Consider the following 24,276-nt stretch of genomic DNA (forward strand, 5'->3'; position numbering starts at 1 on the left):
ACTAAAATCGAAGAAAAAAGAAGAGACCGAAGTGTAGCTTTACGCTACAATTTTACAGCCTGATTCGCCGTTGAAAAAGTGGAAACATGTTTGTGAAACGGCTGGAAACTTCGAGTGAAATCTACAGATTGTTGAACATAACGGTAAAAATCTATTTGCCCTCTCTCCAAATACTGATCAGCCTTTTTCCCCTATTCAACTCAAAGAAAAAAATAAACTCTATGATTTTTCCCATCTTGCCTTTCAACACGGTTTGCCGGGGTTGATCAATGACAGCCTTCCGGGACAATACGGTCAAGAATACTTAAATGACTTTTTCGTGCAGCATTTTAAATATCACCCATCGGTGATGGAGACATTGCAATTCATCGGCGATAATACGATGGGAGTTCTGACGTATGAACCGTCGATATTGAAGGAGAATGATGGTAACGGGGTTGTACTTCAAGCCAAAGAACTCTACGAACAAACCAAAATGGCTCTGAATGGAAAAGCGGAACTTTCACTAGCAAAAATCATCGCCATATCCAATTCGGCGGCTTCAGGTGCTAGACCAAAAGCGATTGTGGGACTGAACCATCAGAGTAAAGAGATATTTGTCGGTAAAAAAGGGGAAGATATCCACGATGGGTTTACCCACTCTATCATCAAATTCGATAACCTCATGTATGGAGCCAATCGAGGTGTTGCTACACCCTATGAAGAAGAAAAGATCTCCAAGACAATTACGGAACATATCTATGCGCTATGTGCTAAAAAATGCGGGATTAGAATGCCCGAGACATCGCTCATCGAAACGGACGGTGGAGTTCATTTCGCCGTTGAGCGATTTGATATCAGAAAAACTTCTAGTAGTATCGAGCGTCTCCACATGCATTCACTATCGGGTTTAATGCATCATAATCCTGCCGAGACGACATTCGATTATATGAACGCATTTCGAGTAGGGCTAAAGCTCAATATCCCCCATGAAGATATGGTTAACCTCTATCGCATTATGATCTTTAACATCGTTTTTGGAAACAAGGATGACCATAGCCGTAATATCTCATATTTGATGGATAAGCATGGAAAGTGGAGGGCAGCACCGGCTTACGATCTGACGTTTACCTATAACAAGCACCATCAAATGCTTTTTAATCTTCGAAATGTTTCGGAAATAGATCGTATACATCTCATCCATATGGGTGAAGAGTTTAAAATTCAACAATGTGATGAAATCATCTCTAAAATAATTGAGACGAAACATGTATTTCTTTCTGAACTGGCAAAACAATATGGCGTTGTGCAATGGGCAGAAGAAGTTAGTGCGTTGACTTCAAACGTTGATCAATCTTTGAAAAAATAATAGAATAAATTTAAAATATTTTGTCAATTATAGATGAATCTTCCCCGTATATTTTATGTCCCCTCGATATAAGCCGATAGCGCCTTCTAGAACATCCATTGCTTTAAATAATACCTCTGATTTATTCTTTAATAGATGATATTTCTTTTTTATTTGAGAAGAAACGGATAGAGTTGGATGCCACCACAAAATGATTCTCTGAACCCCAAATAGCACTTTGTTTTGACCCTTACCGGATTTTAAAGCAAGAAGCTCTAAATATAAATTATGCAGTTCTTTATGGTGTGTATCAACGGCAGCAAATGATTTAAAGATTTTAGAATTCTGATCGATTGACTTAATCTCATGCGCTAGCCATTTTCCAAGTATGCATTCTGCTGCGGAAGATTCAATGAGAGGTGAATCGGACAGTGTGTTTCCGACAAGTTCTTCAACCCTGCTTATCCATTTAAGATGTGCTTTTTTTGCCTCATGTAATCCGACTATTAGTGTTTTTTGTGTCATCGTAATTTCCTGTTTGAATTCTAAGCATGATGAAAGATTCTATCGATGCTTAGATTAAAATATAATAATAAAAAACTCATGTAATTATAAAAAAGTGATTTATGAATGAATATTCAAAATCACAACAATACCGCCAACGGCTAAGATGGGAGTTTGAATCATGGATAGCCTCAAAAACGAGTATTTTGACATTATAAACCAATCGACACTGCCATCTGGGTAAAATACCGATTAAAATTTATGCATACACCGATGGAGAACCGTTGATTATTTTGGATTTTGAAACCAATTCTACCAATATCCATGACGTGATTGAAGTTGCGGCGTTTCGGATTAAAAGAGAAGAGGGCGAATATGTTATCGCTGACACCTTTCATCGTTACTATTTCTCTGAATATGAGGTTAACCCTTATGCGTTGGCAGTCCATAAACTCTCACCACAAAGAATCCAGAGGTTACGAGCTGATGTTGATTATGCGGAGTATTTCGTAGAGGATAGTGAGTTTGTAGAGTTTTGTCAGGGAGCTAAAATCCTTATAGCGCATAATATAGCGTTTGAGCTGCGTCATATCGGTGAGCTTGTCACATTTGAGAAACACTTTTGTACGATGAAATCCAATAAGAAGATTGTTGGAGCTCTCAATGTCAGGGGAAGTCTAAAAAATCCGAAATTGCTGGAAACCTGCCGGCATTACCGGATTGATTTTGATGAGGATCAGTATCACAGCGCAGTTTATGATGTTACTAAAACACTTGAGATATTAAATAAGATGAGAATAGAGATTTAGAAAAATTCTTTGCTAATTACAATGCGTATTCCCAAACCTTAGCCGTGTTTATAATAGTTTCATTTTTGATAAAATCGGTAAATAATACCAAAGCACCTCAAATACAACAAACTGTATGATCAAGATTATCCACACTCTATATCGAAATTTGCGTGTTTTATGACGAAATAGCTTTTGAGCAAAAACAGCTCCCACACTTCCGCCTACTATAGCTAAGGTAAGAAGTGTTTTTTCGCTGATTCGATTGCGATTCATACGCGCAAGTAATTTATCGATGCCAAATATACCAAACGTAACAAGATTAAGGATAACAAATAGGAGTATAAACGGTTTCATTGGTGCTATTGTAGCATGGCACCGGACGATAGTGTTAGTGCTAACAGCTGATATTATAATTTTGTCTCTTTGTTGTGAATCAGTGAGTCTAGTGTCGTAGTGGTGAGCATCTCTTCTATCATCGCTTTAGGAGGTGCCCACTGATCGTGCAAGGCACACGGGTTGGAAGCGTCACATTTTTCAAATCCTAAGATACAACGTTCATATTCAAGAGGTTCTCCAATCGCTTCGAGGATATCGCATAGACGGATTTGATCGGCACTTTTTGCAAGACTCAAGCCTCCCTCGCGTCCGCGTGATGCAGTGACTAGCCCCTTTTTAACCAATTCGGTCATCATTTTGGTTAAGTATTTATAAGGGAGACCCAGTTCCTGATGCAAAACATTTACTGAATGAGATGTTTCATTATGGCGATGCAGGTAGGACAATACACGGATGGCGTATTCGGTAGTTTTAGAAAAATGCATAGCTTTTCCTCATGTTTAAATAAGATATTTTAGCTAATTTTGCTTTCGATATCCTATTAGTCTACTTTATGGTAGTATTTAAAAAAAATAATATAGTAGGAAAAAATGCATCAAACTAAAAGTAAGGATTTTACTCACGTAATAGAGGGAACATTAACAGGGGTAGGAGCTTTTTTAGGTCTTTCTTTTATTGGTTTGATTGCTCAATCCGTACATCAAATGCTTATTATTGCCCCATTCGGGGCAACGGCTGTTCTCTTGTTTAGCGCGCCGGAGAGCCAGTTTTCAAAGCCGTGGAATGTTTTGGCGAGTTATAGTCTCTCAACAATTATTGGTTTTTTGATTTTACATTACAGTAACGGCGAATGGCTTGCTATTGGAGGCGGATTTGGAATAGTTATTATGTTGATGCATGCATTCAAAGCGATTCATCCCCCGGCGGGGGCTAATTTTTTGATAGTAACGCAAGGGCATATATCCCTCTATTTGTTATCGCCGCTTTTATTAGGGCTGATAACGTTGATTATTATCGGAATAGGATTGCATAAAATACGAAAAAAAATAACATTTATGTAACGGTATTAGCTCTGCTTACCGTATATCAGAGTTTTACCGTACCGAGCACCCCATACGATAAATAAAGCAATCCATCCACATGCCGCCGCATCAAATAGCCATCCGTGCGTAGCTCCAAACGCTGTGTCTACAGAGAGGGCGAAACGCCCAAGGATAAGAACCTGCGTCCACCAGAACAGTGCGACAGCTATCCGATCTGTATCAGGAGATTGCCCGGAGTGCCCGAGGGTTACCCGTGTTCCGAATCCGATAAGTACGGTGGTCAAAAAGCCTAATACCAGCAAATGGATTTCAGCAAATAAAAAATTGACACCATAGATCTTTTCGATAATCTGTGTAAGCGACCCTACGAAAAGTCCTATCGGAAGCCAAAACAAAGCAAGATGAAGTATCCATACGATTGCCGGTGAATGAAACGGATGGAGTTTCCAACGTAAAAACTCCCGTAACAGGTAGAGGGAGAGAAAAATACTGATAGCCGCTTCAGCGACCGTGAACGCAAAAATGGCGAAGAGTGTTTTGGCGATTAATGCACCAAATACCGTCTCGACAAAATATTTGGTTTTAGGTTCCTGAGAATGGCTGAAAAAAGGGATCATTCGCTGGGCGACGGCAAAGGTAAGGAACACGAGAAAGAAGTTCACAATGATCGGTACGATGAGGGCAAACCACCCTTGAATATCCCAAAGCAAACTGATTCCGTAAGCGATAACCCATACGAGATGCGTTGCAATTGCGATACCGTGAGCGACCAATACCCAATAGGGATCTTGTTTTAACGGAGAGTGACCGATTTTATACACCCAATGGAGGGTAAAGATTGCCATTGCATGGGCAAATAAAACAGCGACCATTGCGAAGAATACTAGTAATTCCGAAAAAAGCGAACCGACAAAAAAGAGGACAGCGGCGATTTGATAGAGCCAAACGATTCGGATATAGACCTCTTTTGGGATAGCCATAGCAGTACAAAAACGGGGAAAGGTTGTAAACAAAAAGCCGTGAAAGAATTGGGCAAAAACGATGAATGCGAGGGTATAGAGATGAAACTCGTTTTCTGCTAGCGCGAGAGTGATGATCCCTTTGTGTGAGAGGGTAAACAGCACCATTGAGACGATCGCCCATAAAAGTCCGAAAACAAAAAACGGCTGATGAGGTTGGGATAGAAAATAGTTTTGTTTTTTAGGGGTGGGTGATGTCGAAAAAGTAGCCATTATGGATTCCTTATTAAGTTTGCAGGAGTATATCGAGATAGGAGATGGGAGGAATTGACGTAAATCAATATACGCTCGGTGGTAGATAATACGCTACCGCGATCAATGATAGAATTAGGATTAGCCACAGTGTCGGTAAGATCCTGTATTTGAGTTGAACCTCTTTTAAGCCCATAAAATAATCAATCACCAATTGCCCTTTTAGAAAGGTACTTATCAATAAAACGACAACCAAAAATGTACTGATCAGTTTTAAGTATCCCAATAAAAAAGCAAAAACAGTGAGTGCCGTTAAAATACTCCAAACACGCTTTATGGTCATTCTCATCGGATGATATACACTAAAGGAAAAAGGACTATCCACAGCAAATCAACCAAATGCCAATAGAGTGCGCCGCTTTCAAGCCCTCTGCAATCCTCGGAAGTGTATCCTTGGCTTTTTGTTTTTCGGTAGAGATTGACCAAGATGATGACCCCTAACGAAACATGCATAAAATGAAACATAGTCAATAGTAGGTAAAACATGAAGAAGGTGTTGGTACTGAGGGTAATGCCTTGACCAAAGATATGGGAAAACTCGGTTAGCTTCAAAACGAGAAAAAAGCTTCCCAAGACAATAGCCGATAAAAGCCAATGTGAAGCGGCAATATTTGATTTATAGCGGGTGTCGTGTGTCATGCTTTTGATTTTTTCAACGGCTTTCACGATAAAAAAACTGCTCGTTATCAATAGGAGAGTATTGATAAATCCTGTTGTTTGATTGAGTAAGAGCTGTGAATCATTAAACAGGTGCAGATTGGCTCTGCGAGAATATGCATACCCGACAAATAAGAGTCCAAAGGTGACTAATTCGACGTAGACAATAATCCAAATAGCAAAATCACCCGGAGGGTAGGGTGCTTTTATAGAGAGCGTTTTAGCCATGTGAACTTTTTGTAAAATGTAATGATATCAGCTTTTCAAGCACCTCTAAAACATCCTCTTCATCACTGAGCGATTCGACAATCGAATGGATGCATGCCTGATAGGGATCAAATCCGTGGGCGATCAATTTTCCGGCATAGATGAGTAATCGTGTCGATACCGCCTCTTGAATATCGCTGTCGCTTAATTGACGAATTTCACCCGCAATAGCTACCAGTTTTTGGGCTATCGAGTCCTCCACACCACTCTCTTTGAGGAGAATTTGTTTCTCGATCTCGGGTGCAGGATAATCAAAACTGAGCGATATAAAGCGTTGTTTGGTGCTGGGCTTCATCCCTTTTAACACATTTTGATACCCCGGATTATACGAGACGACCAACATAAAATCGGGGTGGGCAGTGATCACTTCACCGGTGCGGTCTATCGGTAAAACCCGTCGATAATCGGCGAGGGAGTGTAAAACCACCGTTGTGTCTTTCCGCGCTTCGATAATTTCATCGAGGTAGCAGATACCGCCGTTGCGCACCGCCTTCGTCAATGGTCCGTCTTGCCAGTATGTCCCGTTTTCATCGATAAGATGGCGACCGACCAGATCGGCGGCGCTGAGATCATCATGACACACTACCGTGTAAACATCCCGCCCCAGCTCTTCCCCCATGGCTTCGATAAAGCGTGTTTTACCGCAGCCCGTCGGCCCTTTGATCAACACGGGGAGATTCATCCCCGCCGCTGCCTTGAAAAGCTCGATTTCGTTGCCTTGCGGCACATAATACATTTTGGACATTGTTTGTTTCTCCTATTTGGTCAAGTTCATGTAGATTTCGGGTAACACTTTGGGGAGTTTTTTGGCATCACGGATCACGGCATACGAATTTCGTCCAAAAAGGTAGGGGAGGTACTCTTTCGCATCAATATCAATCGTGATGCAAAACGGGGTGATCCCTTTTTGCTTCACCTCTTCGATCGCTTTTTTCGTATCTTCGATCCCGTATCGTCCGTCGTAGCGGTCGACGTCGTTGGGTTTTCCGTCGCTGAGAATCAACAGGAGCTTGTTGGCACTTTGTTGTTTCTCTAAAATCTTGGCACTTTCGCGTATTCCAGCTCCCATTCGGGTGTAATACCCCGGTTTAATGGCATGAATCCGACCTCGAACGTTATCGTTGTAGCTCTCTTTGAAGTTTTTAATGATGTGAAAGTTGACCTTCGTGTTTTTGATTGATGAAAACGTATAGATGGCAAACCTATCTTGGAGTCGGTGCAATGATTCGGAGAACACCATCAGGGCATCTTGGATCATGTCGATAACCCGTATCTCTTGGGTTATCCCCGCTTCGGTGGAGAGGGAAACATCCGCCAATATCAAAGTGGACATATCTCTCGTCTTTCGCTCAAACGTCTCAAAAAAGCGCTGTGGATGATTGGAGCGGTTCTGATGCCCTTTGTAATCGATCCATGTATCGATGTTAATCTCATCGCCGTAAGGGAGATTATCTCTTTTGATCCGGTCGAGTTCCATCAAATCGAGTTCACTCTGGATACGGCGCATCATTTTTTCCAGCCGTTTGGGTAATTCGATGGGTTCGGTATGGAGGGAAATAATGGGTTTTATGCAAACATAGTTTTTGAGATAGACCTCTTTTTTATAATCCCACTCATCGATAAAGTGCCCTTTCCCCAAAGGATACTCTTCAATACTGTTGGCGGAAATATCCAGATCCATTTTGATCCGTGCGGAGAGGTTGGCATCTTTTTGCCCCAGCGTTATTTCATCTAAATCTTCGGCATTGTAGAGGGCATCTTCATCAAAACTGTCGTTTTCCTGCCGATCAACCCGCACTTGCTCCATAAAGCTCAGAATCGATTCGGGCAAAAAGAGGAGCAATCCGTCCGTCTCTTTTTTATCATCGATTTGTTCACTCTTTTTTTTCATCTGCAAGGTTTCGCTTTTGCGCTGTTCGTCGTTTTGTCTTTGGGCGTCCTCTTCATCACCGTTCTCTAGGAGTTTGTTCGAGGTAGAGAGGGAAGGGTATATCCATAAGGGGTTTGGATAATTATCCGCTGATGAGCCTTCGAGGGAAGATTCAATCGTGGATAATTCAGGATAATTATGCATTAAAAAAGGGAACGCGTAGGTATGAAATTCGCTAAAACCTGCGTATTTTTCAATGATACGATTGGCCGCACAAGTATTTTCGTGCTCTATATGCTTGGTTTTGATATTCACGTTGCTCAGCATGGCGATTAACCAATAATAGTGCATCTCATTGTCTGATTTGAGGGGAAAATAGGCTAACGAAGCAGGGAGGTAAACCCCTTTTTCATCTTGCCAAGCAAGAAAAAAAGTTTTACCGGTTCCTGAAAACTTCTCTAACAGCGTTCGTGATGTTTTTATCGATCTTTTGTCGGTAATATGAAGCTCTTTGGCTTTTTCACCCCCTAAGAGGTGATAAAAGATTTTTAGCTTTTTGGCAATGTCCTCAAATCTGACCGCTTCCTCTGTAAAAAGACGAGACGCTTTTTTGGTGACATAGTGGTCCCAAATCTTACCGACTTTTTCATCCATTACGCGGCTGCTTTCTCTTCTTTGACGAAGAAACTGTAGAAATAGGTCAACAGCCCCAAGAGAACCATTACACCAAACGCTAAACGAACCATATACACTTTAGAGATAGCCGCTTGGGTTTCCATAAAGCCGACCGCATGTGCCGCATCAGGAAGACGTTGCATTTCGATTTGCATGATACCCGCAACGGTTAATGCCAAAGTCAGACCGATCATACCGAGTACCATCATCCAAAAACTGGCTAACTCCACTTTTTGTGATTTCGGTCCGTTACCATGAGGTCGTCCTCGAAGGATCGGCATAGCATACGAAATCATCGTGAAACAAATCATCACATACGCACCGAAAAAGGCGAGATGTCCGTGTGCAGCGGTCAACTGTGTACCGTGTGTATAATAGTTGATCGGTGCGAGTGTGTGCAAAAAGCCCCAAACGCCCGCTCCCAAGAATCCAACAACAGCAGTCCCTTTTGCCCATGTCAGCGCAATTTTATTGTCATGCTGGATACGGCGGTTTTTTGCCATATTGTAGGCAAACAGAATCATCAAGAAAAATGGAATAGGCTCTGCCGCAGAAGCGATCGATCCGATCCACAACCAATACCCCGGAGTACCGATATAGAAAAAGTGATGTCCTGTTCCGGCAAGTCCGGAAATAAGGGTCATCGCAATAATCAAATAGAGCCATTTATCAATATGCTCACGGTCAACACCGGTTGTTTTGATGAGGACAAATGCTAAAAGAGCACCTAAAATAAGTTCCCATGTCCCCTCAACCCACAAGTGGACAACAAACCACCAGAAGAATTTATCCATTGCAAGATTCGTCGGAACGTAAAAAGCAAACAAAAAGAAAAATGCCAAACCAAAAAGACCGGTCAATAAAATAACCGAAATCGTCGTTTTACGCCCTTTGATAACCGTCATCGTAACGTTTAAAATATACGAGAGTACGACAACAACAATACCGACTTTAGTAAGCGTCGGCTGTTCCAAAAACTCACGTCCCATGGTTGGCCAAAAACTGTTCGCCAGTGACTCTGCCAATGTCGCATACGGGACAAACAAATAGCCGAGGATAGTTGCTACCCCTGCCGCTGCAAAAATCCAAAACGTGAGTTTCGCCAGCATCGGGCTCCAGAGTTCCCGTTCACTCTCTTCAGGAATCAGGTAGTACGTTGCACCCATAAATCCAAATAACAAAAGGACGATCAGCAAGTTCGTATGGACCATACGCAGTACATTGAACGGTATCGCCGGAAATAAAAAGTCACCATAGAGGTATTGTGTCCCCATGGCAAGACCAAAAACAATCTCTCCAGCCAGGAGAATGAGTGCAAAAATAAAATATGGTTTTGCGACCATTTGAGATGAATATTTCATAGGCTCTCCTTATCCTTTAATGTTTGGCGGCCACTCTTGATTGTTGACACGTGATGTCCAAATCAAAAAGTCTGCAAGATTATTCACTTGTTCCGGTGTTAAATGAAACTGTGGCATTTTTCTTCTATCTGGAGCTTCTAGCGGTTGTGCCGCCATCCAACTTGCAAGATAGGTTTTAAATACTGCTTCATCATTTCCGCCTAAACGCGGGAAAGCATTGCCGAGTTCCGGGGCATAATAGGCTCCTTCACCCATAATCGTATGACAACCGACACAGTTGTTGTTTTCCCATACTTTTTTACCAAGAGCAACAGACTCCGTAATTTGGTCATCATGACTTAATTTCGGAATTTGCTTAACGGTATCAAAGGTAAGCCCTGTAAATACCAAAATGGCAAATAGTCCACCACCAAAGTAGATGTTTCTGGCCATATTTTTAGTAATACGTTCAGTCATTTCAACCCCTTTTTATAATTCCACCATAAGGTAGTAATTGAAATAGTACCTGAATTTATTTAATTCTACCTTTAAATAGTATTTAAATATCCTGTATATTTTAACAATTCATAGAGTGAAGAAAATCGTGAGAGGGAGCCGTTAAAAAGGGTAGTTGTACGGAGGGTAAAATCCCTCAAAAGAGGGATTGAAATTACGAAGCTTTTTGTTGCTCACAAAAATGGATTCGATCTTTGTGCTCTTGCTTTTTGCCGATATTAAAACTCTCAACCGGACGATGGTATCCCATTACCCGTGTGTAAACAACGCATTTCGTACGTTTAGCCGCATGTTCTTTTAGTATTGGATTCGTTTTCATTGTATCTCCTTAAATTAATGTCTTATGCACCCGGAAGGTCCATTCGGTGTTCAATAGAATAGGTAAATGTCGGCGTTGTCAATCCGGTGATTTGGGTAATGTATTCTCCTGTTTTAGCGTCAAATACCAAGATTCTTCCGCATGTCCAATCCGAAATATACTCATGTTCACCATGCGCTGCCGGTTCTCCGTGAAGTAAACGAGGAACAATAAGTTCACCTTTTTCATTTTTGACAGCACCTATTTTCCATTCTTTGAGCACTTTGAGGTTGTTTGGATCGATCAGTTGAACCATACCTTCTTTGGTAGCTTGAATAATGCGTCCAACCATCAAGCTCTCTTTATCAACGAGATGAACTTTGTTGTAATTATCTTCACCGCCGATAACATTATCAGCCCATAAGAACGGTGTATGCTCGTTGGTTCCGATAAATAGCCCTCCGCCAGCTGTTTTGGTATGTTTCAATACATGCCATTGGTTATCCCAAATCGTTACATCGCCTACGTTCATATTGACCGTTGCATGAAGCTGTTTGCCTAATTTTTCATTATACCAGCTTGAACCCTGTCCAGGATGCGGTTTGCTTCCCGGTCCGGTATAGACTTTGTCCGCTAATGTTTTGGTTTTAAAGTCAACGATTCCCATGACATCGCTTCCTTGTGACGCGATCATGTAGTAGCGTCCTACTTCTTCCCCTTCGTTCAAGAATGCATCATGCAAAATTTTACCGATTTTAGGAATATCGCCAACGATCGGAAAATCAGGTTTACTGTAGTCGACGATATAAACGTGTCCTGCATCTTTGAGTGCAAATGCAATGTAAGGACCATACGGAGTGTCGGCAATGGAAGCAACACGCGAAGAACCGATTTTCCCGTCCATATCTTCGACTTGATCGGTTGCATAGACTTTGAGTGGTTTAAGGGTCATAGCATCCAAAAGCACTGCTCCGCCTGGGACATAGTTCCCTGCCATCAAATAGCGGCCATCCGGAGTACAGGCAAGTCCGCGACTATCGCTTCCGACACGAATTTTTGCGATCATCGGTTGTCCGGGGGCATTGAGATCAAACATATTGACCCATCCGTCACGGCTGATGTTGTAGACATAACGTGGTATACGTTTATTGACGACGGTCACGTGTGTTGCGAAACCGGAGCTGTGCTTTGAGAGAACTTTATTGGTAGTACCGTCGATAAAGCCCACTTTTGAAGCATCCCTCTCGGTAAAGATAACAATATCCTGAACACTTTTTACATCGGTCGGTTTTGGGTATTTTTTATAGAGTTCTTCGCGATCTTCAAGGATTTGATGCGTAGCCGCAACATCTTCCATAGTCAGTTTAGTTAACTGTTTTGCTTCGTATTTTAATAAATATTGAACCATTTTATCAGAATCATCACTGGTAAATTTACTCTTAAAAGCAGGCATCGCAGTACCGGCTCTCCCATTTAGAATGGTATCACGAAGAAAATAATCCCCTTTTTTACCAATCGCTTTAGGGTCAAGGGAACTTCCAACTCCGCCTTCGTGATTGGGTCCATGACACCCTTGACACTCTTTTTCAAACATTTGGACAACGTCCATTTTTGAATCTCCTGCTAAAAGCGGAAGGGTTGCAAAAATAGCGCCCGCAAGGGTTATACCTAGAACTTTTTTCATTCGTCACTCCTTGTACTTGTAAAATGTGGATAGGTCATATACTTTATGGATTGTTAGCAAAGCTTTATGATACCCATCTGAGTTAGTGTACTCGAAAAGGATATGAAGCTCCATTGATATAAATCAAATTTGTAAAAACTTTTAAGAAAAAAGTTCTTTTAGCCCCTCCCGATTCAAGATTGTGAAATTTTTTCCTTCATCACTGATAAGTCCAAGAATTTTTATTTTTTTAAAGGAGCGAGAGAGCGTTTCAGGGGTGAGCCCTAAAATGGTTGCAATTTTATGTCGTTTGGTGGAATCGGAAATATCTCCGTTTTCATAAAGAAATTTTGCTACACGCGAAGTTGCGTCCAGTGCCAGACGCGTGGTAATAACCTCTTCGAGGTATTTGAGTTTTTGAGTCAGGGATTTTATGAGTTCGAAGGATACCGTAGGATTTTTAAGAAAATCGCGCTCAAAAAGAGGATAGTCGATTTCAAATACATATCCGTTTGTTTGAAATTCTGCGGTTGCCGGAAAGGGGATGTGGTAGAGATTTGCCATTTCTGCAACGAGTGATACAGGATAAAAGTAGTGCAGAACGATTTCATTCTCTTTCATATCGGTTTTGTATGCTTTGATGATACCCTTCATGAGGATATAGAGCTTATCAGAAAATGAACCCTCATAAAAAAGAGTTTCTCCGCTGTTATATTCTCGAAATTTTCCAATCGATGCCAAATGGGTTAAATCTTCTTCACTGAGGTGTGAAAAAAGAAAAATACTTTTTAATTGGTCTATCACTCTGCGCTCCTATGGCTTATTTGTATAGAAAAAAAGATTAAATTTTTAAATTGATTTGGGTAAACCACGATCTGCCTTCCGCTTTTTCATAACTGTAGTAATCTGTGTCCATCAGATTATTAATCGCAAAAGTGAAATCAATATTTTTGTTGAGCCGATACCCGATTTTAGTGTTAAAAATGCCTACACCGTCAATCGAACCGTAGACATTGGAAACGGTATCACTGTTATCGGAATTATTGTAGATTTTGGATTGATAGTTATAGTTGATCAAGGCGAAAAATTGTTGATTATCATAGACAAGGGAGGCATTGACCATATTTTCAGGTATACCGGCAAAGTGTTTTCCAACCAAAGTGGGATCGATAGGGTTTTCTAAAATCTTGGTATAGGTTTTGGTATAGTTGGTATTGAGCGTGAGATCATACACCAACGGCTGGATGTAGGAGAGCTCATATCCTTGACTTTGGGCTTTACCGATATTGACTCGCTCATAGTAACTTTTGCCGCCACTGAGAATAGGCGGTTTAGTGGAGATCATATCCTCGATAATCGTATGGAACCAATAGGCTTTAAAAAGACCGTTTTGCGGTGTTTTTTGCTCCACTCCACAATCATACGATTCACTTCGCTCAGGGCTTAGATCCGGATTCGCAACATAAACACGATTTATTGCGGTAATTTCATACGTTCGGTAAAGATTGACCGGATCGGGTGCCCGGAATGCCTTACCCCATGAGGTTTTTAGTAGCGTATTCCCGGTTACTTGATAGTTGAGTGATATTTTAGGAGAGAAATTATTGTTGTGTTTGGTAGGGTAGGCTTGATTCAGCGTCGTATTGGACGCATTGGCATCGGAAACATATCCGTCATACCCGCTCCATGATTCGAATCGCGCGCCGATGTTGGTGGATAATTTATCGCTAATATCACTTTGAACTTCGGCGAAGGCGGCGATAATCCGCTCTTTTCCTCCTGAACTAGCGGTTGTGAGCGTTTGGGAGTCCACATCTCTCCAATCCGATACGGTATCGGTGTCTGAAACCGAAGTGTTACGTTTGTATTCTCCCCCTAAGAGCACCAATGAATTCCCGATCGGTTTTTGCCACGTAGTATGGAGCATCATATTTTGCGCTTTTCTAGGGGTTAGCGTACCGCTTCCTCCGCTGCGTGTGGCCGTTGTCCCTGCCGAGGTGTACCAATCGTATACCGATAACAGGGAATAGCGGATATCAAAGGTAGAACCTGAAAAATTATGTCGGTAATCCAGGGAGTAAAGATCGCTGATTAAATCGCTTTGACCTTGTAAAAATTTACTTTCTTTTAACCCGGTAGTGGAGCTTCCCGGATAAGAATAAACCGTATTCCCCGATGAGTTCTGTGTGATATACGATTCAGGATCCGTATATTCTACATGATAGTGGGACTGCCGATAGGATGCGTTTACGGTCTCTTTTGTTGTGGGTGTATAGAGGAGTTTGGTAGATAAATCGTATTTATTGACCCCTCGGTTGCCCGCATTACCTGCAATCAGCTGTGCAGTAGTGGGGAGCGGAGAAGATGTTTCCGGAATAAAGCCGCTGTATCCGGCTTTTGGTTGGGTTACGGTTACAAAATCAGATCGGTATCCCTCACTCCAAAAAGCTCCGTAACTGATTTTAAATTTTAAATTATCGGTAATCTTATCGGCAACTGAGACGTAAATTTTGCTTAGATTGCCTTGAGCTGCGCCATCGTTAAAGGCATCACCGTATCCGATACTGGCTTTGTACTCAGGATCATTGGGCATTTGGGTGATATAGTTGATGACACCGCCCATTGCACTGCTTCCATAGAGGCTTGAAAACGGTCCGCGAATCACTTCAACCCGTTCTAAATCTTCAGGCAGTATATTATAGGGAGTTGCGGCACTGCTCGTATAACTGGTATTCATAGGAATACCATCGAGTAATATCATGGTCCGTGATTGATCCGGAATTCCGCGAAGCACGACCGTAGGATTGACATCCGATAAGCCTCTGTGTGCAATGGATGTTATCCCCTCTAAGGCTTTAACTACCTCTTTGAGATTAGCAATAGGCAGGCTATGCATTGCTTCTTTCGATACGACACTGACACTTCCGGGAGCATCCGAGAGCGTTGTTTGGGTTTGGGTTGCGGTAACGATAATTGGATCTAACGTGATTCCATCAGCTATTAGATATGTTGCGGATAGTAATGAAAGTATGAACTTTTTTTTCATATTTGCCCCTATTTGATTAAATATTGTAAAAATAGGAGTTCGTTCAAGCAGTATAGTGCTTTATCAGGGCTTACCTTAAGGAGGGTTTTTTTTAATCTATACTGCTCGAACCAACTCCTCAAAAGAGGAGAGTCAGTTATTTACTGATATGGGCTGCCAAAACAGTGATTTGAGCATCGTTCAATGATGCAACTTGCCCTTTCATAATCGCTTTTGACGCTGCACCGTAAGTACCGTCTTTGTATCCTTTAAGTGCTGTAATAATTTGTGCACTGCTCATATCTTTAATGATTTTACTTTTACCCAGTGCTGCTTTTTCACCTTGGGCACCATGACAGGCTGCACATTTTTTAAATAAATCAGCACCTTCGTCTGCCATAGAGGTACTCCATAGACCAAATAGTACGCATACCGCAACTAACACTTTTTTCATTGTAAACTCCTACAAAAAGAATACGTCATTGTAAAGCGTTTGAAGAATAAAGTCTTTGATATAGGTCAATTGCGAAGGGTTACATATCTTTTAAGCAACGTATAATCAACAACTCGTTCACAAGAGGGGAGATCGCCCAGTGTTGGAACACCCTCACGAAAAAGCTGTATGTAAAAAGGGCGGGTATATCCTTTGTTTTTAAGTGTATCAGCCATGGTAATAATTTGTGCTTCGTTAAGAAGATCAGGATGAAATGTTGTTCGTACCTCAAAATAAATTCCATATTTTTGGACAATATGAAAACTTTCCCAAAAACGATGTTCGCTTCCGCCGCCACAGATTCGGATCATTTCGGAAGAGGGAGCTTTGTAGTCGAGGGCGACATAATCCAACAGATTTTCTTTTAGCAATGTTGCAATAATATCAGGACGCATAGCATTGGTATCGAGTTTGATTTTATATCCGAGTGATTTGATGGAGCGACAAAAGGAGATCAGATTGGGATAAAGGGTTGCTTCTCCGCCGCTGAGGACGACCCCTTCGAGTAGTCCGATTCGCTTCGTTAAAAAGGCGAGGGCACTCTCTTCATCGATATGAGCAGCACCCAGAACAATATCGGGGTTATAGCAGTAGGTGCATCTCAGATTACACCCTGCAAACCAAAATATAGCGGCAGGGATATCAGGGAAATCCAGCAGGGTAAACGGCGTCAGATCATAGAGCGCTTTCATCGGGTATCTCGGCCATTATGCCGACTCTTTGAGAAGGATTTCGGTATCGCATTTAGGACAATACTCATGCTCACCGTTGAGATAGCCGTGTACGGGACAGACCGAAAAAGTCGGAGTCACCGTGATGTAGGGAAGGCGAAAGTTGGTAATGACGTTTTTAACCATACGTCGACATGCTTCACCGGAGCTAAGACGCTCGCCCATATACAAATGCAGTACCGTACCGCCCGTGTAGCGGCATTGCAACTCGTCTTGCAGTGTGAGGGCTTCAAATGGGTCGGCAGTGAGATCGACGGGGAGCTGGGAACTGTTCGTATAATAGATATTTTCCCCAACACCTGCTTGGATGATATCGGGGTATCGTTTGATATCTTCTTTCGCAAAACGATACGTTGTCCCCTCTGCCGGCGTGGCTTCAAGATTATAGAGATTACCGCTTTTTTCTTGAAATGCACGCATTTTATCGCGCATATGATCCAAGATAGAGAGGGCAAACTGTGTTCCCCATTCGGTAGAAATATTTTCGGTATCCCCGCTCATATTGCGGATCATCTCGTTCATTCCGTTGACCCCGATGGTCGAGAAGTGGTTATGAAACCCTTTTAGATAGCGGGCGGTGTAGGGATAAAGTCCTCGATTGAACATATCTTGGACAAAAAGGCGTTTTTTCTCTAATGTCGAGTACGCTATATCAATCAAGATATCCAGTTCTTTCATTAGGCGTGCGTGATCGTCTTTGTATAAATATCCCAATCGTGCCATGTTGATAGTAACAACACCGATGCTTCCTGTCATTTCCGCACTTCCGAAAAGTCCGCCACCGCGTTTGAGCAGTTCACGCAAATCAAGCTGCAATCTACAGCACATACTTCTCACGTGCCCCGGTTTGTAGGCATCTGGATTTTCGATAGGCTTGCCGTCCTCATTACGAAGATATTGGCTCCCGACAAAATTTTGAAAATAGCTGGAACCGATTTTGGCGGTATTTTCAAAGAGTATATCCGTGTTAGGGCCATACCAGTCGAAATCTTCGGTGATGTTAACGGTCGGGATCGGAAACGTAAACGGCGCTCCGGTCGCATCTCCCTCGCTCATCACTTCATAAAAGGCACGGTTGATTTGATCCATTTCGGACTGAAAATCCGAATAGGTCAGGTCGCTCATATTTCTTTTGTTCCGTTCAAACAGTTTACGCTGATGATGGGTGGTAAAGGGGAAATTATGAAATAGATGAAGATCGTTACAGGTAGGAAACTGCAAAGCCAGATCATCCGGAACCATCCAATCAAGAGTAATATTGGTAAACGGAGATTGGCCCCATCGTGCGGGGACATTAAGGTTATACACAAACCCACGAATGGCCTTTTTTATCTCGATAAAAGAGAGTTCATCGGCAAAAACATACGGGGCTAAATAGGTATCAAAAGAGCTAAATGCCTGTGCTCCCGCCCATTCGGATTGTAAAATTCCTAAAAAATTGGCCATTTGTCCCAGAGCTTCTCTAAAATGGCGGGGTGGATTACTCTCAACACGTCCCCGTACGCCGTTAAACCCTTCATTGAGTAGAGCTCTGAGGCTCCATCCGGCGCAATACCCCGTAAGACAATCGAGATCATGAATATGAATATCGCCGTTTCGGTGAGCTGAGCCTTCATTCGAAGCATACACTTTATCGAGCCAAAAGTTGGCGATCACTTTACCGGCGAGGTTATTCACTAATCCGGCATTGGAGTATCCGGTGTTGGCATTGGCATTAACACGCCAGTCGGATTTGTGAATATACTCTTCGACACTTTGGGTGGAATTAACATAGGTGGTGTCTTCCCCAAGCCCCAAAATATGCTCACGCTGCATTTTATGCAAAAAGCGATAGGTGATAAAGGACTTCATCACCTCAAAATAGCCTGCATTATAAAGGGTACGTTCTATGAGATCTTGAATCGCTTCTACATCGACTATAGCGTCATGCAAAACCATAAATAATACTTCCGTGACGACTTTGTCATCCAATGGTATTGACACACTGTTGAATGCTTTGGTAATGGCATCTTCGATTTTAAATGAGTAGAACGGCTCTGTAGAACCATCCCGTTTTAGAACATGTTTGATCGGCTCCATCAGATGCTTTCCTTTTTCAATTTATGGTTATATTTAGATGAGATATTCTAATGGAATCTGAAATAAATGTCTTTGACCTTTGTCAAATGAAGTGGTGAAAAAAGCGGTTACAGAGAAGATTTTTTTCTATACCCCGAAGGGCAAGAAAGAAGTTTAGAATTTATAGCTGACCTGGAGCCAGATTTTGCTGACGTCCGCAGTGTAACCTGTGACATCACCGGCTTTAAAGAAAGCTGCTTTTGCAAGACCGCTAAGTCCTTTAACTCCGGGAATGGCATTGGTATACAAAGCGTCCCACTCCGAGCCTAAATCACTTTTGCCGCCCATAGAAACATCGGTCTCAAAATTATGATAAACGAGCATCGCTTTCCCAAGACCCGCAGCCGTATAACCCACGGTTGCAGTTGCATCGCATAATCCGCCGGTCGGTGTTGCTGCTAAGAACTTATCTGCCCATCCGTTGAAGGCATGTAATGTACCCAATGGAGCAAAAAATGCCGTTTTTCCATCACCCGTAGTATGTCCGCTCAAGAACTCATATCCAACACCTGCGAGAATACCGTTAATGTTTGCAAGAGCATCGAGATTATAATAATACGCATCCGCTTTGACATTTTTATGAGCATCATCGGTATCCCGTGATGCATCACCTTGACTTGCATATTCCGCACGATAAGCGACTTTTGCCGAAGCGAGAGGTACATCTCCGGTCAAAGCCATTCCGATCGTGTCACTGGCAGAAGAGATCATGTAATCGTAGGCGGTTACTTTGACCATATCACTTACTTTATACGATCCGTTTAAAATGATAGAATTGGTATCAGCCGTCGGAGCATCACTAACCGCTTCACGTCCCCATACATAAGCACCGGTAAGCGTTAGATTATCAATCGTGCTGTCACTGATGACTGCCGCATCAAAGCTTTGCATCATTTGACGCCAGTCAACAGAACCGATGAAACGCTGATTGTCGAGATTGATAACCTGACGTCCCGCTTTGGCAACGGTTTTTCCGTATTTGTATTGGAGATACGCTTGGGAGAAACGGGTTTGTTCCGGATCAACGACTTTATCATAGTTCAAACCGTTTGATCCGCTGTCATAACGCTCGCCACCGATTGGTTGAACTGTTGTACCATCCACTTTCATACTCAAACCATTGATACCGAGTAAGTTAGCTTCAACCCCAAGAGTCGCACGAACGGTAAACGCATTTGCTTTGTCTTTGGTATTGCTCTCATCGTCCACACTCTCATAACGAGGACGGATCTCTCCGTTAAACTTTGCATCACTAAAGAGGGCAAAACCTTCTGCGCTAAGTACGTTTGGCAACAAGGTTAAAACAGCAATTGTTGATAATGTGATTCTTTTCATCTTCTTCTCCTAAGTTTAAAATCGATCTTTGAGATCGCCGTTGTATTTAATATCTCTTTTGGTTGCATTTTCATCATTCAACCATTGGGGAATATCATTGCCTACTAATTCCAATTTGTCACGTTCCGCGTTGAGTTCATCTTCACTAAAAGCGAATGACATATCGGCTGAGATGATATGTTCCATTTCTTGAATCCTGACGAGTTTAGGAATCTCTTCTTCGACCCCTTCACCCTCGATGGTTACAATAATTCGTCCTTTTTCGTCATGAAAATGGTAATCGCAAAAATCTGCTGCTTTTAAAATTTCGACAACTTCATCAGTGTAGATCGGGTTGGTTTGCACCACAATACTTGAAATATTCACGGTAGTCTCCAATAATAAATTTTGTTCTCTTCGCCCGCACCGATAAGGCGGTGCTCATCCAGAAAGATCAACGTATCCAAAATCACCTCTCCGCTTTGGAGGCGGGCAATTTTGGCTTTGGTCGTCGTATCAAATACCTGTAACTGGTTATCCATACCATCGGTATAGACCCCTTTTTCAGCGGAGGGACTGAGCCCTACGGCATAAACAAAAAAGTCACTTTCAAGAAAATAACTTCCACCGGCACGATAGACACCGACGCGACGATCTTGTCCGGCACTTAGAATCGTATTGTGTTTGTAATCTATTCGATTGATATTATCAACATTGATGCCACGGAGCGTTTTAACACGACGGCCGCTTTTGACATTAATCATGGTGATTTCTCCCCCCTCATCGGCAACTGCGACAAGCGATTTTGAAGGGCTTAGTACCATGTCTCTAAACATGCCTCCGCCTGCCTGAACTTGATAAACAAGGGTGTTCTTTGAAATATCCATCAAAACAATAGTATCACCTGAGAGGCCGAAGAGTAAATGATCTAGATCAATAAAACGGGCTTTTTTTATCAATAAGCCACGTCCGTTATCGACAATCTTGATCGCTTTATCCCCTTCCAATAAATAAACATTGCGAAAATCGCTGCCGCTTTCAGTGACTATTACCGTTGTATTTTTAATATGATCAACCGAATAAATTTTCGGTGAAAATGATTTGCCTTCACTGTTCTTTATATCAGGAATACGAAGAACGTTCAGCTTTTTAAAAGTTTTTGAATCAAATACATCGACTCCTCCTCCATCCGTAGCCACATAGATTTTTCCATTATCCACTACCATGTCACTGATCAGGGCATCGGTTTTGATTACGGATGTCGGGAGTATGGCTGCACTGAGCCATATATAGAATCCAAATAAAATTACTAAAACTTTCATACTACAATCTCAATGGCCGCATTGGGGCATACCGCAACGCAATAGCCGCACGCCGTACATTTTTCGGGAATAATAATCGGTCGAAACATTCCCTCAAAAATAATGGCATCTTCCAAACACGGATCTTTACAGGAAAAACAGATTGTATCGTGGTGGGACATGCACATCATCGATGTGATACGGGCTCGCCCCTGAATAAAACGATCCGGATCGCTCAGAACATTCGGAGTACACACTTCCATACATTTGTGACAATCACTGCATCCATTGGCTTTAAAATCCAGAAAAGGGATACCTTTCTCATCACGGTGGATAATTTTCTCTTCACACGCGCTGACACACATCCCCTCACAACTGCGGCATTCATTAAACGTTGCCGCTATAGATGCATACGGAGGACGGATCGGACCACGGTTCTCTTTGAAAAGTGAACCTAGAGCACCGAAAAAATTGCGACGTGTTGAGGTTGACATCTTATAATCCGTTTCCGACTTGTACACCGGTGTCAATCTCATCCATCAAATACGATTTATTTTTATGTTTTTGCCCTTTTTTATCGGTGTAATCCGGTTTGAAGTTGCTCTCAACCCGTAATTTACCCTGAGTTTGCGGAGCATGACATTGTGTACAGTTGTAGCGGCCTTGCCATAGCTGTCCATGCAGATCTTTTTTAATCATTTGATCGTTGCTTTCGGATTTGAAATTATCATCCGCATCCGATTCTACCGCTGGGCGAAAATTGGTAAAGTGTGTTTTCGGGATCGGTGTCGCCCCCATCGTTGTTGCAACATCCGGCATATGACATCCGAGACATGCATTGTTGTTTTTATCGATTTCACCCAAATCACTGATGTCATGAGGGATCATCGGCGGTGCGTTAACATACGCACGTTGGATTTTTTTAGAGGTTCCTGGAGCTTCTTTGTGGTAGTTCGTACCATCGGGTGCAGCAGTATCTTCCGTATACACTTCCGCTTTACGCATTCCCAAATCTTTTTCGTCTATACCGGCATTGGCATTGCTCGCGGCATAGACACCGCTGATTAAAATACAAGCAGCTACTAGACTGCCGATGATTCGATTTGCTTTCATTCTTCATCCTTTGGTTGTTTTAACTGACTTCGAATTGAAAATCCGAGCGCGTCTTCTTTACAAACATCAACACATCTGCCGCAATTGGTGCATTCACCCATCAAGACACTTTCACTGCTGCGATTGATCATATGGAGGACCTCTTTTTCAGGGCACACCGTAATACAATCTCTGCAATCGGTACATTTATTGGCATCATGGTGAACACGGATAAAGGAAAATTTACCGATGAGTGCATACGATGCACCCAACGGACAAATATAACCGCACCATCCGTTTTCATGAACCAACAGATCAAACAAAAATATGACCACTAACGCACCGCCGCCCATACCCATACCGAATACGGCTCCGCGATGTGCCATCGAAACAGGGCTGATCAGCTCAAATGCCGCCACTCCCATCACCGCTGACAAAATTAAACTCAAACCTAAAATCCAATACCGAAGCGATCGGCTTATGTAAAACCGTTTTTGGATTTCTGATAATCTCATTTTGCGACGCAGCCATGCGGCCGTATCGGTAATCATGTTAATCGGACATACCCAGCTGCAAAACGCCCGTCCGCCGATAACCCCGTAAAAGAGGGTAACGATGAGCGCACCGAGGATGATATCCATCCCCAGTGTTGCACCGGTAACAGCGATTTGAACCACTGCGTAGGGATCTGCCAATGGAACTTTACCCATCAGTAATGAGGCACTTAGATCACCTCGCAGTATTTTCCATCCCCAGGCATTGGCTCCGATGTAGAGGAGCAATATCCCGATTTGGGTAAACCGTCTCATCAAGAGATATTTATAATGTTTCATCACAGCCCACTTTCGTCATTGAGTGAATCAAGGGCACTTTTTTCACTTAATTTGGTTTTGGTGAACTCATGCGGAACTTCTTTATTGACACTTTCAAGACGTTGTTCATCTTTAGGATCCCATCCTTTGATGTAATGATTTCCCGCTTCCCCCATCGCTAATGCTCTTGGTAAAACGTAAATCGCCGCTTTTTGAGTGACACAGGCATGTTCGCACATACCGCATCCCGTACAGACATCTGCATGTACAATGGGGACGAGAAACGCATGTTTTCCCGTTCGCTCATTTTTAGAGTATTCGATCGTAATGGCTTGACCCATTAAAGGGCAGGCACGATAACATGCGTCACACTGGATTCCCCATGTTGCAATACATGATTCTTTATCGATAACCGCCAGTCCCATACGGGCTTTATTGATATCGAGTTTGGCATGTGCTTTAACATAGCTGCTAACCGATGGCTCATTAAGGGCACCGCTTGGACATACCGGAACACAGGGAACATCGCTGCACATATAGCACGGTGTCGTACGTGGGGTGAAGTAGGGGGTTCCCATAGGAAGGTTATCCCCTGGCTTCGCCAGTTTAAGCGTATCGTAAGGACACGCTTCCACGCACAATCCGCATTTGATACAGTTTTTAATGAACTCATCTTCTTTTAACGCACCCGGAGGGCGTAAAATCAACGGAGCGGCTTTTACCTCACCCACATAAGCACTCCATACCAACGCACCCATCGCACTTAGCCCGATACCTCTCGCAATGGAGAGGAGAAAGCGGCGACGATCGTTTGAAGGAGAATTTTTCATGA

The 24,276-nt window shown here is 42.5% G+C and carries 27 protein-coding genes; 3 read left to right on the top strand and 24 right to left on the bottom strand.

The window, feature by feature from the left end:
* Positions 1-253 precede the first annotated feature (253 nt).
* Positions 254-1,348: a type II toxin-antitoxin system HipA family toxin gene (locus PHI47_RS10810; RefSeq protein WP_299937076.1), complete on the top strand. Its 1,095-nt coding sequence runs from the start codon at positions 254-256 to the stop codon at positions 1,346-1,348.
* Between the two features lie 27 nt (positions 1,349-1,375).
* Here PHI47_RS10810 and PHI47_RS10815 read toward each other — a convergent pair whose 3' ends face one another.
* Positions 1,376-1,852, bottom strand: coding sequence for a CZB domain-containing protein (locus PHI47_RS10815; RefSeq protein WP_299937079.1), 477 nt, complete (start codon positions 1,850-1,852; stop codon positions 1,376-1,378).
* 263 nt (positions 1,853-2,115) lie between these two features.
* On the opposite strand from PHI47_RS10815, the gene PHI47_RS10820 reads away from it, so the two are divergent.
* A complete protein-coding gene (locus PHI47_RS10820) occupies positions 2,116-2,640 on the top strand; it encodes a 3'-5' exonuclease (protein WP_299937083.1) in 525 nt (174 codons plus the stop codon).
* A gap of 48 nt (positions 2,641-2,688) precedes the next feature.
* Here PHI47_RS10820 and PHI47_RS10825 read toward each other — a convergent pair whose 3' ends face one another.
* Positions 2,689-2,976: a DUF1294 domain-containing protein gene (locus PHI47_RS10825; RefSeq protein WP_299937086.1), complete on the bottom strand. Its 288-nt coding sequence runs from the start codon at positions 2,974-2,976 to the stop codon at positions 2,689-2,691.
* 53 nt (positions 2,977-3,029) lie between these two features.
* Positions 3,030-3,443: an Rrf2 family transcriptional regulator gene (locus PHI47_RS10830; protein WP_299937089.1), complete on the bottom strand. Its 414-nt coding sequence runs from the start codon at positions 3,441-3,443 to the stop codon at positions 3,030-3,032.
* Between the two features lie 105 nt (positions 3,444-3,548).
* Between PHI47_RS10830 and PHI47_RS10835 the strand changes: the two genes are divergently transcribed.
* A complete protein-coding gene (locus tag PHI47_RS10835; RefSeq protein WP_299937091.1) occupies positions 3,549-4,019 on the top strand; it encodes an HPP family protein in 471 nt (156 codons plus the stop codon).
* 5 nt (positions 4,020-4,024) lie between these two features.
* Here the strand turns inward: PHI47_RS10835 and PHI47_RS10840 are convergent, their stop codons facing one another.
* From PHI47_RS10840 to napG, 21 genes are all read right to left on the bottom strand, one after another.
* A complete protein-coding gene (locus PHI47_RS10840) occupies positions 4,025-5,233 on the bottom strand; it encodes an NnrS family protein (RefSeq protein ID WP_299937094.1) in 1,209 nt (402 codons plus the stop codon).
* Between the two features lie 64 nt (positions 5,234-5,297).
* Positions 5,298-5,561, bottom strand: a complete 264-nt coding sequence (locus PHI47_RS10845) for a cytochrome C oxidase subunit IV family protein (RefSeq protein ID WP_299937097.1) — start codon at positions 5,559-5,561, stop codon at positions 5,298-5,300.
* Entirely contained in the window at positions 5,558-6,157 is a 600-nt protein-coding gene (locus tag PHI47_RS10850) for a cytochrome c oxidase subunit 3 (RefSeq protein ID WP_299937100.1), read from the bottom strand. Before PHI47_RS10850 ends, PHI47_RS10845 begins: the two co-directional genes overlap by 4 nt.
* Positions 6,150-6,941, bottom strand: a complete 792-nt coding sequence (locus PHI47_RS10855; RefSeq protein WP_299937102.1) for a CbbQ/NirQ/NorQ/GpvN family protein — start codon at positions 6,939-6,941, stop codon at positions 6,150-6,152. The genes PHI47_RS10850 and PHI47_RS10855 overlap by 8 nt, the downstream gene beginning before the upstream one ends.
* Before the next feature lie 12 nt (positions 6,942-6,953).
* The gene (locus PHI47_RS10860) at positions 6,954-8,720 is read right to left on the bottom strand and encodes a VWA domain-containing protein (protein ID WP_299937104.1); all 1,767 of its coding nucleotides are present in this window, start codon (positions 8,718-8,720) and stop codon (positions 6,954-6,956) included.
* Positions 8,720-10,102 carry a cbb3-type cytochrome c oxidase subunit I gene (locus tag PHI47_RS10865; protein ID WP_299937106.1) on the bottom strand — a complete coding sequence of 461 codons (1,383 nt, stop codon included), beginning with the start codon at positions 10,100-10,102 and terminating at the stop codon, positions 8,720-8,722. The genes PHI47_RS10860 and PHI47_RS10865 overlap by 1 nt, the downstream gene beginning before the upstream one ends.
* A gap of 9 nt (positions 10,103-10,111) precedes the next feature.
* Positions 10,112-10,558, bottom strand: a complete 447-nt coding sequence (locus tag PHI47_RS10870) for a cytochrome c (RefSeq protein ID WP_299937108.1) — start codon at positions 10,556-10,558, stop codon at positions 10,112-10,114.
* Between the two features lie 193 nt (positions 10,559-10,751).
* Positions 10,752-10,916, bottom strand: coding sequence for an anaerobic ribonucleoside-triphosphate reductase (gene nrdD / locus PHI47_RS10875; protein ID WP_299937111.1), 165 nt, complete (start codon positions 10,914-10,916; stop codon positions 10,752-10,754).
* 22 nt (positions 10,917-10,938) lie between these two features.
* Positions 10,939-12,579, bottom strand: coding sequence for a cytochrome D1 domain-containing protein (locus PHI47_RS10880; protein ID WP_299937114.1), 1,641 nt, complete (start codon positions 12,577-12,579; stop codon positions 10,939-10,941).
* 141 nt (positions 12,580-12,720) lie between these two features.
* Positions 12,721-13,362 (bottom strand): Crp/Fnr family transcriptional regulator, encoded by a 642-nt coding sequence (locus tag PHI47_RS10885; RefSeq protein ID WP_299937117.1) that lies wholly within the window; start codon positions 13,360-13,362, stop codon positions 12,721-12,723.
* A gap of 37 nt (positions 13,363-13,399) precedes the next feature.
* Positions 13,400-15,604, bottom strand: a complete 2,205-nt coding sequence (locus PHI47_RS10890; RefSeq protein WP_299937120.1) for a TonB-dependent receptor — start codon at positions 15,602-15,604, stop codon at positions 13,400-13,402.
* A 136-nt stretch (positions 15,605-15,740) separates the two neighbouring features.
* Positions 15,741-16,037 carry a c-type cytochrome gene (locus PHI47_RS10895; protein ID WP_299937122.1) on the bottom strand — a complete coding sequence of 99 codons (297 nt, stop codon included), beginning with the start codon at positions 16,035-16,037 and terminating at the stop codon, positions 15,741-15,743.
* Positions 16,038-16,102: 65 nt separating this feature from the next.
* The gene (locus PHI47_RS10900; protein ID WP_299937125.1) at positions 16,103-16,768 is read right to left on the bottom strand and encodes an anaerobic ribonucleoside-triphosphate reductase activating protein; all 666 of its coding nucleotides are present in this window, start codon (positions 16,766-16,768) and stop codon (positions 16,103-16,105) included.
* Positions 16,769-16,783: 15 nt separating this feature from the next.
* Positions 16,784-18,886 (bottom strand): ribonucleoside triphosphate reductase, encoded by a 2,103-nt coding sequence (locus PHI47_RS10905; RefSeq protein ID WP_299937128.1) that lies wholly within the window; start codon positions 18,884-18,886, stop codon positions 16,784-16,786.
* Between the two features lie 153 nt (positions 18,887-19,039).
* A complete protein-coding gene (locus PHI47_RS10910; protein WP_299937131.1) occupies positions 19,040-20,260 on the bottom strand; it encodes an alginate export family protein in 1,221 nt (406 codons plus the stop codon).
* 15 nt (positions 20,261-20,275) lie between these two features.
* A complete protein-coding gene (locus PHI47_RS10915; protein ID WP_299937134.1) occupies positions 20,276-20,626 on the bottom strand; it encodes a chaperone NapD in 351 nt (116 codons plus the stop codon).
* A complete protein-coding gene (locus PHI47_RS10920) occupies positions 20,623-21,561 on the bottom strand; it encodes a hypothetical protein (RefSeq protein ID WP_299937138.1) in 939 nt (312 codons plus the stop codon). The genes PHI47_RS10915 and PHI47_RS10920 overlap by 4 nt, the downstream gene beginning before the upstream one ends.
* Positions 21,558-22,034 (bottom strand): 4Fe-4S binding protein, encoded by a 477-nt coding sequence (locus PHI47_RS10925; protein ID WP_299937141.1) that lies wholly within the window; start codon positions 22,032-22,034, stop codon positions 21,558-21,560. Before PHI47_RS10925 ends, PHI47_RS10920 begins: the two co-directional genes overlap by 4 nt.
* A 1-nt stretch (position 22,035) precedes the next feature.
* The gene (locus PHI47_RS10930; protein WP_299937144.1) at positions 22,036-22,653 is read right to left on the bottom strand and encodes a nitrate reductase cytochrome c-type subunit; all 618 of its coding nucleotides are present in this window, start codon (positions 22,651-22,653) and stop codon (positions 22,036-22,038) included.
* A complete protein-coding gene (napH, locus tag PHI47_RS10935; RefSeq protein WP_299937147.1) occupies positions 22,650-23,465 on the bottom strand; it encodes a quinol dehydrogenase ferredoxin subunit NapH in 816 nt (271 codons plus the stop codon). The genes PHI47_RS10930 and napH overlap by 4 nt, the downstream gene beginning before the upstream one ends.
* Complete coding sequence (gene napG, locus PHI47_RS10940; RefSeq protein ID WP_299937149.1) at positions 23,465-24,274, bottom strand: ferredoxin-type protein NapG; 810 nt, start codon at positions 24,272-24,274, stop codon at positions 23,465-23,467. Before napG ends, napH begins: the two co-directional genes overlap by 1 nt.
* Between the last annotated feature and the right edge of the window lie 2 nt (positions 24,275-24,276).

Source organism: Sulfuricurvum sp. (assembly GCF_028713855.1).
Lineage (GTDB): Bacteria > Campylobacterota > Campylobacteria > Campylobacterales > Sulfurimonadaceae > Sulfuricurvum.